This is a genomic window from Paenibacillus sp. NPDC056933, from assembly GCF_042674385.1.
Classification (GTDB): domain Bacteria; phylum Bacillota; class Bacilli; order Paenibacillales; family Paenibacillaceae; genus Paenibacillus.
Genome location: NZ_JBHUQN010000001.1, coordinates 383069 through 397292, shown reverse-complemented (window position 1 = coordinate 397292; position 14224 = coordinate 383069). Strand labels below are relative to the sequence as shown.

The window sequence follows — 14224 nt, the reverse complement described above, 5'->3', positions numbered from 1 at the left end:
TTTAAGCACAATCACGTTATAATTTCACGGGTGACCTCCCCGTTACGGGTCATTCTTGCAAATGAATTAAATTTCCATCGCCCGCACCCGGTTTGCGAGTGTATCATATCCCGCCACAGTCTCTGCAATATACGTCAGTACCGTTTCACTCCAGCCATAGATATAAAAGGTTTTACCATCCCGTGGCGGTAACATCGCCTGCTGGTACGGTGCAATATCCACGATAAACGCCTTCAGCTCCGGATTCATCATCCGGCGATAACGCTCAAGCTCGGCATATAACGGACTGCCTTCATTCTGCTGTTCATCAGTGATCATAATGATCTGATCCACTTTCTCTCCGATATCCCGAAGCTCTCGTACAGGACGCCCCGTGTCCGTTCCACCTTGTGCGCGAATCCGGTGAGCCTGGGAAAGGATGCTCTCATTCATCTTCGGACGAGCATCTTCAACCATATGGTCGAATAGCCAGAACAGCGAATTACCTCTTGTTTGTTTATAAAGTGCCAGTGCCAGCACCGAACCAATCCGCAAATAATCCCCTTGCATGGAACCTGAGCGATCCAGGAAAATCGCGGTTCTTCCCGGCAGCGCTGGCAAGTTGCCAATCGATAGCTCCACCGCTTCCCGCAAAGCATATCGAAGCTCTTCTCTTGCGATCATTTCATATGCACTGGCGAAGCGGAAAGGCAAGATGCGCGACTTACGCAGGGATTCTGCATCCGTAAGACGGCCCGTTACGTAATCGATATTTTTCGATTTTTCAAAAACTCCCGCCCGATCCATCGCATTCAGATGACGTAACAAGGCAAAGGTGGGCATCTGGGACATCAACGCCTCCCATACCGTACGTGTCGGCTGCATGATCGAAGTGACCACCGAATACGGCAGTTTACCTTTTTCGATCAGATGCATCTGACTGCCGGGTTTGGGATGGATTTCAGCTTCTCCAGCGCCTGTAACTGCGGCAGATCTGCAAGATCTACCTCATGTCCGCGCAAATAACGGAATAATGCCTGTTGTTTCATATCTGTCGGCTTGGGATGTGCTGTAGCGATCATATCGCCCAAACTGTATCCACGCCCGCGTCCGTTGTATTTAATCGCCCAGTATTCGCTGATCCCGTTCAAAAAGAGACTCACCTGACGTTTCACCGCCCGACCGCCCTGCCCCCGACCCGTTCCTCTTAGAATCGTTAGAAAATCGGCCAAGTCAGCCGGTGTCTGTACCACCTTGGAGAATACCTTCGCAAACTGATCTGGATCCACTTTGGACAAGAGTGCCAGGCCGTATAGAGGCTGTAACCGCATCATGCCTTCATTACGAGCATAGACCAGCGCCCGCGCCATAAACCCCGCATCGACCTCAGCCATCTCCTGATGACTGACCATCGCATCATCCATCAGTTGCTGTGTATCTGCATAAAACGTGTTGTTCAATGTATTGGTCATCAACAGCTGTATATATTGTTCCTCCACCAATCGCTCATAGGCTCCGTAGCCCTCATGATTGCGTATGGTTGGCTGAGGTTGATTGAATAATTGTTTCGCTCTACTCATACTCATGACCTCCCGGTGTGAGTCTAATTCATTCATGTTCCAACATAAAATGTTCCGAGGAAAAAGGTGGGAAGGTATAATACCCGCTCTACCGCTGAGCTACACCGCCATGAACGGCGGCGATTGGATTCGAACCAACGACCTGGTCGATTAACAGTCGAAGTAACCCTCCCTGGCGCCTCGGAACCTTGATCCGCAGAGCTTGTTGCTGCCCCGCTTCACAACCTTATTATGCCTCACACATTTGCACGCGAACATGGCGAAAGTATGGCGACGAATCAATTTCATAACTCATAAAAATATCGTTTTGTAACGATTGAAGCAGCCCAAAGGTATTATGAAATGGATTCAACCTTCATAAGTTTAAAATGAAACGCGTCACTCATCCTGCTACAATGAAGGGATAACAAGGAGTGAATGCTCATGGCTAAAGAGAGCTTTGACAAAGAAATTCAGTTTCTGCGCATGTTGTCCCTGACAAGCGGTGCATATAACCGCAAACAGTATGCCGAACGGCTCGGCATATCCGTACATACCTTTGATAAAACCCAACGCCGATTAAAAGAAATCATGCAGACTGTCGTGGACCAACGCACCGGTTCGGAACACAGCAAAGAGATGGCAGATCTCGTGCGCTTCCAATATGGGGAATCCGCAGAACCCCTGCTGCTCTTCCTTTTTCGTGCCAAGTCGATGAAAGAGACTGAGGTTCAACGTCTTTCCGTCCTTTTGCATACCTTACAGGATAAAGCCCTGACCGCGATGGAACTGCTGGACGCCTGCTGCGCTGACCTGCCAGACGATCTGGCGCTGCCTGACGAAAAGACGATTCGCTCTGATCTGAAGTATCTGGAAGAGGTCGGGGTGATCCGCAAGGAACCCGGAGGCAGGCCTTATCGTTATCTTTTGCAGCAGGACGTACTCACGGGGCTAACCGTGGAAGAACAGCTGGAGCTGTATGATTTTGTGGATATCATGGCGAACACCCAGGTTCCGTCCGTCCAGGGATATTTATTGCGGGACAGTCTCAAAAAAGCCATAACCGCAAACTATCCGCAGGAAGAAGCCACCGAACCATTTATATACAAATACCACTATTATTCACGCATTCTGGACGAAGCACATCTGTACACCCTGCTTAGTGCGATTCGCCAGCGAAAACATGTCCAGTTTCTCTATTATTCACCCAAAAGACCATCCAGTTACAGCTCGCAGAATACGAATCCACGCTTTGAACGGGAAGCAGGAGGACGATCCAATCGGATCGTACCGCTTGAAGTCGTCTATGACCATCAGTATGGTCGCTGGTATGTGATTGGATATCAGGGACGCCGTGGCTTTGTAAAATTCCGAATGGAGGGCATTACACAGCTGGAGGAACAGGATTCGGTCGAAGACGAATATATGCACGAACTGAAGCAGCAGTGGGCCGAGATCAGCCGCTACAGCTGGCTGGTGGATACGGGGAACACGGTAACGGTTCAAGCCCGATTCTTCCATCCTCAGGACGGCCAGCGCAACTTCATTCTGGATCGGGTACGTCTGCAAGGCCAATGGGGTTCAATTACGCCTGAAACCGATGATACTTTTCTGTATGAAATCCAGGTCAATGGTACCACCGAGATTAAGCCGTGGCTTCGGAGCTTTGGTTCAAGCTGCGAGGTGATTGCACCCCATAGGCTGCGTCAGGAGATGATTAAGGAATGGAAGGAGATTGCGCAATATTATGAATCTGTTCGAGAAGATGTTCAACTACCAGATGATGACGAGATTGAATGAAACCGGACTGTTCACCTGGACTTCACAAGAACGGGCCTGGCTGCGCATGATGCTGAATCACCCTGCCGCACCAGAAGCGCTGAATCCTGACACGTTGCACAAAATGCATGACATGCTGGAGGCAGAGCAAAATTTGGATCTTCAGGATTACCTCACCGAAAAAGCCAAAAGTGAAGAAAATAGCGTCTTTCACCCGCTGCTCAAACCGTTACGACAGATCATTCTGCATCAGCAGGGGTTTCGTTTGACAGGGCGTGGCCGCAATCGGCGAATCAGCCAGGATCAGTTTGGATTCCCCTACAAGCTCGAATATTCCATGGTTAAAAAGGAATGGTACGTGCTCTGGTATGCTCCACACTACGGCAAGCTGATGTCAACCAAGCTGCACAGCATCATTGCTGCGGAAGCCCAGCCGATCCAACCGGAACTCGCTTCTCAATACACTGCTCAAATCGCTATATTAACGGAGAATCGGAAGACGACCGTGACGATCGAAGTCCTGCCGGAGTTCAATCAGGAGTTGTCGCGAATTCTGTATGCCTTCTCCTGCTTCGAGAAGCAGGTAGAATATGTGGAAGCGCATCAGACGTACCGCATTGAATTGACCATACCGCGGAATGAGATGGATTATGTGCTGTCCAAAATGCGTTTTCTGGGCAAACGGGTACGGATTGCAGATCATGTTGCCCTTCGAGCGCGAATGTCGGAGACAGCCGCCAAGGTATTGGCGCGATATGCTGAATCCGAGCCTGAAGTACAGACTGAACGGACTTATGGAGAGGTGCGAAACCACCCTGTAGAAGGCCCTTTAACCAAGGCGGATGGCAGTGATTCTGCCTAAAGTACATCTTTTTCTGCCAACCATTTGCCGATGATTTTCCAATAATTTAATTTTCCATAATACACAAAGGGGGCTACCCCATAGTCATGAAGATGACGGGACACCCCTTTTGATGATTTGCTTCACAAACGTTTAACGAACCGAGCAGGCTCTATTCGAGTTCCTAACAACAGATTGGCCGTTTAACGAATCACAGACTCGTTATTTCCTCGCCCTGTCGAACCACTGGCAGGGTTCCAACGGAATAGCGACTGTGAAGTTCGTTATCCTTAGGAATCGGTGATAATCCTCCCTATAAGGTGCCAGGGATTCGTTAGCGTAGGCAACAGAGATTGGAATGGGCAGTGAAGCTGCTTTCGGGACAGTTAATCCCACTTCACTTCACTTCACTCCACTCGCCTGCCTCTAGGTGCTGCTACTGGCAGCCGAATTCCTTCTTTTATTAATTGCATGCACGCCCATCACAACTGCAATCAATTCATATGAGTTCAGTTGTTCCGATTGGTTGTCTAACACAAAAGCCCCTGAACTGAACCAGCCACTTGTACGCCTGAAACTTGCCACGATTCTGCCGCCCATCCCGGTAATATCATATTCCTGCGAAAACACTGGAGCGGAAACCTCATATACCCCACGCGTTCCAGCATCGTACTCATACTTTTTACTGAAAAAGCTGATCCTCGCCCGTAAAACGTCCCATTCCCTTCCATCGGCTGAAGTCACATCCCAACGGTTACTTAACATGCGAAATTTACCGCTACAGATCAGCCCCGAGTTATCAAATACATCCAGCGATGAGCCAAAGGCACTTTTCAAATCGAGATGACCTGCCTGTTCCTGTTCATGGTTCATAATCTCCGTGTGCCCCGCATTAAAGAAATTATCTCTAAAATAGAGTTCCATAAAACCCCTCCTTACAAGAAATAAACCTTCCTCCCTTATGCAAAACGACATATATCCCTATCTACGTATAAGAACTGGGAATTGCTTCAAAATAAAAAAATCTGTCAGCTCAACCTGCAGCTGACAGAATCTTTACTTAGACTTCAACTTTTTTATTATTCAGGTATACAGCAACGCCAACCAAAATCACAGCCACAATGATTTCAAAGATGATATTCGCCCATGTTCCATCTGACCATATGATTCGATTGGACGTAATGGAGAGCCCTGTACTTTCTTTCGTGAACTGAAACAATTCGTTCGGGTTAAAGCGACCCGAGAAGATGAGATTCTCCAGCCAGCTAATAAGATTGATTAGTAGGAAAAATGCGACAATACTAATCCAAGGTCCTGTTTTAAAGCGGAAGCTGCCTCCAATGGAGATAGAGAGAAAGATGATTATGATACCGAACAAAGCTACCCACCAGAGAAACAGCAGCAAATTAAGAATCTCCGAAAGATGAATGCCCGAATCGTTAATGTAGCTGGCAAAGTTTATGCCTGTGTGCGTTGCACTATAAATAAAGTAGTGAATGGCGGCAACAATCATTAAGCCCAGCCAGCAGAGTGTTCCGAATATGATCGGAGACAAGATGTGAGACAGTCCTTTTACAGGTACAAGACGGCGATTATATGAACGGATATTGGACCTGTAGCTCTTGATCATTTTCACATAAATGGCCACACCTGCTCCTACATATGCAATAACGCCTATAATACTCCCTGTTACTTCAGAAAAAAACAATGCCAGCCCAATTTGAACAATAATCAATACAGCGAGCCCAGCCAACAGCGTATTCCAATTCCTTCTAAAGTCATACTTCAGCAATGTCATCATTCCGCATAGACCTCCTTGAACATCTCATCCACACTTTTACCGTACTTGAGTCGCAGTGTCTCCACTTCTTCCCGCATCACCAATTCGCCTTCACGGATGAAGATCACTTCATCAAAAATTCGTTCGATATCCGTTACAAGATGTGTAGAGATGATGAGACTGCTGTCTTCGTCATAGAACTTCACAATGGCATCCAGAATTTTGCCCCGGGCAACCGGGTCCACCCCGCCAATCGGTTCATCCAGCAAATAAAGGCGAGCCTTACGGGAAAGAGCCAGTGTGAGCTGCAGGCGCTCATTCATGCCCTTGGACAAGTGCCGTACCCGTTCTCCCTCTCCCAGCTTCATGAAATCAAGCATCTCTCTGGCTTTGGCTTCATCAAAATCAGCGTAGAAATCGCGGTAATACGCAACCGCGTCCCGTACCTTCATCCAATTCTCGGTCAACGGGCGGTCCGGCATAAAGGATACCAACGACTTCGTTTCCAACCCAACCGCTTTTCCCGTGACACGAACATCTCCACTGCTGGGATGAAGCAATCCTGCAACCAGCTTCATCAGCGTACTTTTGCCGCTGCCGTTACTGCCGAGCAGCCCTACAATTCGGCCTGGTGCGATATCCAGCGTGATGTCATGAAGGGCCTTCTTACCTCCATACATTTTGCTTACATGGTTCAGCTCAAGAATATTACTCATTCACTGCTCCTCCTCTTCCATCGCGATGCAGTGATTGCTTTCCTTCTGAAACGGCATCAGCCACGATCGTTACGATATCCTGTTCTTCAATGCCCAGTTCCTGCATTCCTGTCAGAAAACGCTCCAACAATTCACCAGCCATCTCTTTTTTGATCGTCATAATTTTCGACTCCTCACTTGTCACGTATCGGCCCAGACCTCGCTTCGTTTCAACCACTTCTTCCCGCTCCAACTCCTGAAATGTCCGTTGTACCGTATTGGGATTGATCTGTAATTCGGCCGCGAGCTCACGAACCGAAGGAATTTTATCGCCTGCCTTAAGTGCCCCGGTCACAATCTGTCTTTTGATGTACTGCATGATCTGCAGATAGATTGGCAAGTTGTTGTCAAATTCGATGCTCACAATGTTCTCGCTCCTCTCTGTATCTGTGTGTTAGTTACATAGTACACTAGTGTTTTGGTATTGTAAAGCCCATTTAATTATTTTGATATATATGCAAAAAAAAGAGCAGATCCCGAGATCTGCTCTTGATGCTACTCCTGAAAAATTCATTGTATGATGTGATTGGTCTAACCAGAAGGTATCTACACGATATCCAAAGGCATTTTGCCCTCCGGTGGAGGGAATGCCTCATTCAACCGAACCACTTCATCTTGGCTCAAAATAACGTCCATCGCTGCAGCGTTCTCTTCAACATGATCCAGCTGCACAGCCTTGGGGATTGCCATTACGTCTCCATCCCTGATAACCCAGGATAACGCAATTTGTGAAGGGCTGACCCCTCGATCCTTCGCAATCTCACGGATGACTGAATGTTCCATCAATCCTTTGCGAAGCCTCCCCCCTTGTGCCAGTGGACAATACGCCATGACCGGAACATGGCGCTCCCTCAGCCAGGGAAGCAGTTCATATTCAATACCACGAGAAGCTGCATGATACAGCACCTGATTCACGGCACATTGATGACCACCCGGAATGTTCCATAGTTCCTGCATGTCCTCTGTGTCCAGATTCGAGACACCCCAGCGCAATATTTTGCCTGATTGTTTCAACTGTTCCATGGCTTCGACCGTCTCTTCCAACGGCACACCTCCACGCCAGTGCAGCAAGTACAGATCCAGGCGATCTGTACCCAGACGTGATAGGCTGCGCTCACAAGCGGTGATCATTTGCTTCCGATCCGCATGATGAGGATACACCTTGGATACCAGGAACACATCATCCCGACAGTCTACTATGGCCTCACCAGTTACCTCTTCTGCCCCGCCTTCTGCATACATCTCAGCGGTGTCAATCACCGTCATTCCACGTTCAATACCATAACGCAATGCCTGAACTTCTTCTCTCCGACTGGATTGCTTCTCACCCATGTTCCATGTTCCCTGTCCGATTGCAGGCAGTGTTGTCCCATCGGGTAGCTGGATCGTACGCGTCTGATTTCCATATATCATCTGTATTCCTCCAATCCGAAACTACTCATCATCCCTATTTATTCATTATTAAACCGATCACAGATCATCTCTTCCTTGTTCCCCCTCATTAGCACGCTTCCAACGCTCCACCATCAGGATATACAGCTGATCCAGTGGCAGGGTGAGGCTTTTCTGAGCAATGCTTACGGTAGCATCAACGATACTGCTGTTTACTGTCATTAATTTGCGTTTCATTCCGTTCTGACGATCCAAAAAAGCTTTCTCGTCCCACAATTTAACCCCGATCATCTTCTGTCCCATGAATTCATACATAAAAATATTCTCAACATCTTTCCAGGCAATTAACCCTCCTGATGCATACGAAGATGAATCCACAAATCCATGCTTATCTACAACAAAGGAAGGCTCCTTCTTCATCATCTTCACCAGGCTGTAGCAGAGACAAAGCCCAAAAAACAAAATGGAGAACAAACCTATTACAGAAGAAATGGCGGAGCCCTTGGCAGAAGCATCATCAAACATTAAAAAAAATCCGGCTGCTACAAAAAGTGCTGCCCCGACTGTAAGCCATGCCATTCGTTTCCGGCTCGGGTATTCCACGTGCTGTTGATCATGGGATGTGGACACTGTGATGCTCCTCCTTCATGGTGACTGAGACTGAATGTTATATATAAACGGGGTACAGCTCATTAAATGAGCTGGTTTGCCAAATATACTTAAATTGCATGGTTCATTAAACAGATTCCACTGACATTAAACATCATTTTCAGGCAGCATTTCGTCCATTTCATGACTGTTCAACATTAGGATTCGTCATGCTACCAATAATCCCTTTTCCGACAGGTGATATTGTTAAGAAACAGGAGTACGTTCGTCCAAAATCGTATTGTCCTGACCTATGCTTTCCGTTAATATAAATGGAAAGGTTAGGAAATTAAATATTCTGAATCATGGTGGGAGGACAAATAATGAACAGTCTGCGCGGCATAACCTCGGAAGATCTATATCATATTACATGGGTTAATGATCCGACTCCGTCCCCTCAGGGCGGACAAGTAGTATATGTAAGCCGAAAAACAAATGAAGCACGAGACGGTTATTCTTCTCACCTGAGACTCCTCAACCTGGAGAACCAGAAGGACAGACCTTTCACTTCTGGAGAGAAAGATCATGCTCCTGCCTGGTCGCCGGATGGAACACAACTTGCTTTTCTAAGGGAACATGAAGGTAAAACACAAGTGTGGCTAATCGCCTCAGATGGAGGAGAAGCACGGCAAATCAGCCACTTGAAACATGGTGTCAGCTCCCTCCTCTGGTCACCGGATGGGCTTACTCTCCTGGTTAAATCATCTGTCGACATGAGCGAAAAAGACGAAGAAGAAACTGAAAATACAGATAAAAAACCGCTGCAAGAACTCGTTGTGGACCGAATTCGAATGAAATCTGACAGCAGTGGACTGTGGAACGGTAGACGAACCCATCTCTTTCGTGTTCCAGCCGAGGGCGGTGAGGCTGCCCCTGTAACCACAGGACATTATGATGTTGGAGACTATGCGTGGTCACCAGATGGAGAGTCCATTGCCTGGATTGCCCAGATGCCGGAAGAGGGCGAAGAACATAACGATTACACCTTGACCAACCATGTGTATCGTGCCAAGGCAGACGGATCAGACGTCCAGCAGTTGACTCCCGAAGGATATTCTTTTGGCCGACTGACGTACGCACCCGATGGACAATCCCTTGCGCTGCTTGCCAGCGACCGCTCTTATGGAAATGCTACGTTGGTGAAGCTCTACACACTTCCGATCTCAGGCGGCAAACCCACGTGTCTGAGCAAGGATTGGGATGTACAGATGAATCACAGCCTCGTTGGTGATATGCGCTCACACCTGACGAATACGGGTCCGGTATTCAGTCATGATGGTTCATCCATCCTCTGTCTTGCTACTATTGAAGGCAGTGTCCGTATTGCCCGTTTTGCGCGGGACGGCAGCAATGCCGAATATATTTTAGAAGCCGGGAAAGAGTTCTATCAGTTTGCTGAGCTGGAGAATGGTCAGATCGTTGCAGCCGTAGCTGATGTACTCAGTCCTGGTGATCTTTATCTATATACTCAACCTGATGAGATCGGGGCCAAGCCCATACCTTTGACCCATAGCAATCCTCAACTGGATGAAGAGATTCAACTTAGCACACCAGAGACCTTCTGGTTCGATTCCTCTGACGGCCTGCGACTGCAAGGCTGGATGCTGAAACCAACTGGCATGGTAGAAGGAGTCAAAGTCCCAACCATCCTTGAGATTCATGGCGGTCCACATATGATGTATGGTTTTACGTTTATGCATGAGTTCCAGATCCTCGCAGCACAGGGATACGCTGTTGTATATATCAATCCGCGAGGAGGGCTCGGATACGGACAGCAATTCGTGAATGCCTGCCGGGGTGATTATGGCGGTGGAGATTACCGGGATCTGATGGAAGCGATGGATTACGCGTTGTCCCGATATTCGTTTATCGACGAATCCCGTTTGGGCGTCACTGGCGGCAGCTATGGCGGCTTTATGACCAACTGGATCGTTGGACATACCGACCGTTTCAAGGCAGCTGTCACTCAGCGTTCCATCTCTAACTGGCTCTCGTTCTACGGGGTGAGTGATATTGGGTTCTTTTTCACGGAGGATCAGATTGGCGGTAATGCATGGGATGACACCGAGAAGTTGTGGAAACACTCCCCACTCGCTTATGTCGGTAACGTCAGCACGCCGCTGCTGATATTACATAGTGAGCAGGATCTGCGTTGTCCGATTGAACAGGCTGAACAACTGTATGTTGCCTTAAAGCGGCGCAAACAGACGACCCGGTTCGTTCGTTTCCCGGGAGCCAACCACGAGTTGTCACGGGGAGGTAATCCCCACTTACGAGTTCGCCGTCTGGAACATATAGCTGGATGGTTTAATGAGCACCTGTAATGGCGTAGTAAGATTAAATTCATAAAATAATAGATAAATGCAATTCTCCTATTTCACTTCTTTACACTCGGTTAGAGTATAGGATCAGCGAAAACCACCAGTGGCAGCCGTCATACATATGACCTGCCCTGGTGGTTTTTGCTGTTTAAGACTTGGATACGGAACTGTTACTAAGGTGTTATGCCTTGTTGATTATATGAAAGAAATGAATTGGATCACTTGTTGTCCTGCTAGATACGGCGATACCAAATGGTGGAATCATAGAGAGGTTGTGAACGTTTTACACGAAAAACAGGACTAGCGACTTACAAAATTAGTGTTTTTCGTCTTTAGGCTATGCGACAGCTCGGAAACCTGTTCTTACATGAATAAAGTCCCGGATTTCGGGACATACATCATGGAGTTCATCCAGATGATTTGCAAGTTGCGAAATTACCGGATTTATTAGATAATAATCTGTCGATTGTAGTCGAAGGAACGGATATCAAGGGGGGATTTATGCAATGAATAATAAAAGTACATTTGACGAGCCGATTAACCGGCTCACGACCGGATCAGAGAAATGGGATGCGCTTGAAGAAATCTTTGGCGTCGCGGATGCACTACCCATGTGGGTTGCCGATATGGACTTCGCTGCTCCACCATCGGTCATTCAGGCGCTGAAGAATCGAATGGAACATGGGATTTTTGGTTATACAGTGCGAACCGATGCGTACCATACAGCGGTGGCGGGATGGATGGAGCGACGTCACAACTGGAGCATTAACGATGAATGGATTGTATTCACCCCGGGTATTGTGCCTGCACTCAGCATTGCCATACAACGATTCACTGAACCGGGAGATGCGGTAGTAATCCAGACTCCGGTGTATGCGCCCTTCTATGAAGTGGTACGTGGTCAAGGCAGAGAACTGATGACCAATCCTCTGATAGAAAACAACGGACATTACGCCATGGATCTGGAGCATCTGGAATCCTGCTTCAAGACTGGCCGTGTCAAAATGCTGATTTTGTGCAGTCCCCACAACCCGGTCGGGCGTGTGTGGACTCGTGAGGAGCTCGAAAGCCTCGCCACCCTGTGTGTGCAATATAATGTCATTATGGTCTCGGATGAGATTCATGCTGATCTCGTTCATCAGCGCAGCACTCATACGCCGCTGGCCCTTATTTCCGAAGCTGTCGCTGATCTCAGCATTATCTGTACAGCACCGAGTAAAACGTTCAACATTCCAGGTCTGTGCACTTCCAATATCATCATTCCGAATGCCAAGCTGCGTGAATCATTCATGCAGGGTGTGAAGACGATGGGGCTTGCCAGCATCAGCACGCTGGGAGCTGTCGCTACTGAAGCTGCGTACAACGGTGCTGAGCAATGGCTGGATGATTGTCTTGCCTATATCCGTGGAAATATGGAATATGTGCAGCAGTACGTTATGGAACATATGCCGCAAATCGGAATCCATCTTCCAGAAGCGACTTACCTGTTATGGATGGATTTCCGAAAGCTGAAAGTCCCGCAATCGCAACTGTGCAATATGCTGCTCAAGGAAGCAGGACTTGCCTTCAATGATGGAAGCAATTTCGGAGCGGAAGGTACAGGATTCATGCGCATCAATGTGGCCTGTCCACGTTCAACAGTTGAAGAAGCCATGCGCAGATTGTCTGTGCTGCTGAGCAAACTGTAGGATAAGTAAGTAGATTACGTTAAAGTAAATTACGTTAAAGTAAATTCAAGACGCTAATGAATCGGTTACACCTTATTCCGAAGTTTAGCGTGAAATGGGAAGGCTAACGAACTCCAGCTACTTTATTATTGTCATTATGGCAAAACTCTGTGGAAATTCAGGCAGTAAGGGCATATAAGGTGTCTATTGGACCTATGTCAAAAAAGTAGACACTACGCTGCGGATTTGTCCGTAAAATTCATCGCAAATCGAGCAGGGGAAAGGTACCCTAGCGCGCCATGCATTCGCTTGCGGTTGTAATAGAACTCAATGTACTGGTAGATGGCGGTATAGGCCTCTTCCGGCGTCTTAAAACGAGGGTTACAGTAAATGAGTTCCTTCTTTAAAATACTGTGCCATGACTCAATACAGGCGTTATCATAACAGTTTCCTCGGCGGCTCATACTTGATTCCATTCCGTATGATTTCAGTTGCTCCACGTATTCTTTTGACGTGTACTGAGAGCCGCGATCCGAGTGATGGAGTAATCCCGGAGCGGGGCGTTTGGTCTTGTAAGCTTCCTCCAATGCACCCATCACCAAGCTGGTTTCCATATGGTTATATAGACGCCAGCCTACAATTTCACGTGTGCACAAATCCAGAACGCTGGCGAGGTACAGACGACCTCCTCGGCAAGGAATGTAGGTGATGTCGGTAACCCATACCGTATTCGGTTTGGATGTTTTGAATTGCTGATTCAGCGTATTCGGCGCAACGGGATGGTCGTGTTTGGAATCCGTAGTCTGAACACGATATTTGGGCATGACCACAGAACGTAGATTCATTTGACGCATGTATATACTGACGGTACGTGAAGAGATTCGCAGCCCTTCTAAATGGAGCAGATACGTAATTTTCGGGCTTCCACACCGCATCTGGTGGTCGTAAAAATGATACCGAATACGCTTCATAACCTCGTCTTTGCGGTTCTGTCGCTTGCTGGCTCGTTCCATTCGCCATTTGTAATATCCGCTCCGTGATACTTGAAAGGTTTTGCACATCTTCTCCAAAGGAAACTCGGAGCGATGGTCTTCCACAAACTGAAATCTTAGCTCTTTGGTTTGCTGAAGATGTGCACTGCTTTTTTTACAATCGCTAGTTCTTCTTGTGTATCCGCAAGCGTGTGCTCTTTCTCTTGAAGCAACCGGCGCATCTCTTGAAGCTCTGCTTCCAGTTCCTTCACTCGATCTATGCTAGCAACAGGCTCATGTTTTAGCTCGCGGTACTTACTCATCCATTGGTGCAAGGTACTTTTTGGAATGTTGAGTTCTTCTGCCAAATCTCCAAGTGTCTTCGTCTGCTCTTGAATAAATTTGACCGTTTGTTTCTTGAATTCTTCGTTATATCGTTGCCGCTGTTCTCCCATGTGGACACCTCCGTTAGCTTTATTATCCTTCCGTCCGTTAACGGGTGTCCACTTTTTATTCTAGCTCCATATGATTC

Annotated in this window: 12 protein-coding genes and 1 pseudogene; 4 read left to right on the top strand and 9 right to left on the bottom strand. The window is 47.6% G+C overall.

The features are described from left to right. Nucleotides 1-66: 66 nt before the first annotated feature. Nucleotides 67-1559, bottom strand: a pseudogene (locus tag ACFTRD_RS01660) (TROVE domain-containing protein). Between the two features lie 423 nt (nt 1560-1982). Between ACFTRD_RS01660 and ACFTRD_RS01655 the strand changes: the two are divergent. Further along, complete coding sequence (locus tag ACFTRD_RS01655; RefSeq protein WP_379377377.1) at nt 1983-3338, top strand: helix-turn-helix transcriptional regulator; 1356 nt, start codon at nt 1983-1985, stop codon at nt 3336-3338. Continuing rightward, a complete protein-coding gene (locus tag ACFTRD_RS01650) occupies nt 3286-4179 on the top strand; it encodes a WYL domain-containing protein (RefSeq protein WP_379377375.1) in 894 nt (297 codons plus the stop codon). Before ACFTRD_RS01655 ends, ACFTRD_RS01650 begins: the two co-directional genes overlap by 53 nt. 405 nt (nt 4180-4584) lie before the next feature. Here the strand turns inward: ACFTRD_RS01650 and ACFTRD_RS01645 are convergent, their stop codons facing one another. From ACFTRD_RS01645 to ACFTRD_RS01620, 6 genes are all read right to left on the bottom strand, one after another. Beyond that, nucleotides 4585-5082, bottom strand: a complete 498-nt coding sequence (locus ACFTRD_RS01645) for an LURP-one-related/scramblase family protein (protein WP_379377373.1) — start codon at nt 5080-5082, stop codon at nt 4585-4587. A gap of 136 nt (nt 5083-5218) precedes the next feature. Continuing rightward, a complete protein-coding gene (locus ACFTRD_RS01640) occupies nt 5219-5959 on the bottom strand; it encodes a hypothetical protein (RefSeq protein ID WP_379377371.1) in 741 nt (246 codons plus the stop codon). Continuing rightward, entirely contained in the window at nt 5956-6654 is a 699-nt protein-coding gene (locus ACFTRD_RS01635; protein WP_379377369.1) for an ABC transporter ATP-binding protein, read from the bottom strand. The genes ACFTRD_RS01640 and ACFTRD_RS01635 overlap by 4 nt, the downstream gene beginning before the upstream one ends. Beyond that, on the bottom strand, nt 6647-7057 hold the full coding sequence (locus ACFTRD_RS01630; RefSeq protein WP_379377367.1) for a GntR family transcriptional regulator: 411 nt from the start codon (nt 7055-7057) through the stop codon (nt 6647-6649). Before ACFTRD_RS01630 ends, ACFTRD_RS01635 begins: the two co-directional genes overlap by 8 nt. Before the next feature lie 182 nt (nt 7058-7239). Continuing rightward, a complete protein-coding gene (locus ACFTRD_RS01625) occupies nt 7240-8106 on the bottom strand; it encodes an aldo/keto reductase (RefSeq protein ID WP_379377365.1) in 867 nt (288 codons plus the stop codon). 57 nt (nt 8107-8163) lie between these two features. Then, entirely contained in the window at nt 8164-8715 is a 552-nt protein-coding gene (locus ACFTRD_RS01620) for an STM3941 family protein (RefSeq protein WP_379377363.1), read from the bottom strand. 341 nt (nt 8716-9056) lie between these two features. Between ACFTRD_RS01620 and ACFTRD_RS01615 the strand changes: the two genes are divergently transcribed. Next, nucleotides 9057-11057: a S9 family peptidase gene (locus ACFTRD_RS01615; RefSeq protein ID WP_379377361.1), complete on the top strand. Its 2001-nt coding sequence runs from the start codon at nt 9057-9059 to the stop codon at nt 11055-11057. Nucleotides 11058-11560: 503 nt separating this feature from the next. Next, nucleotides 11561-12742: a MalY/PatB family protein gene (locus ACFTRD_RS01610; RefSeq protein WP_379377359.1), complete on the top strand. Its 1182-nt coding sequence runs from the start codon at nt 11561-11563 to the stop codon at nt 12740-12742. Between the two features lie 212 nt (nt 12743-12954). Here ACFTRD_RS01610 and ACFTRD_RS01605 read toward each other — a convergent pair whose 3' ends face one another. Together ACFTRD_RS01605 and ACFTRD_RS01600 are read right to left on the bottom strand one after the other, a co-directional pair. Then, nucleotides 12955-13818 carry an IS3 family transposase gene (locus ACFTRD_RS01605; protein WP_379377357.1) on the bottom strand — a complete coding sequence of 288 codons (864 nt, stop codon included), beginning with the start codon at nt 13816-13818 and terminating at the stop codon, nt 12955-12957. Nucleotides 13819-13829: 11 nt separating this feature from the next. After that, entirely contained in the window at nt 13830-14147 is a 318-nt protein-coding gene (locus ACFTRD_RS01600) for a transposase (RefSeq protein WP_379377355.1), read from the bottom strand. Nucleotides 14148-14224: the final 77 nt, after the last annotated feature.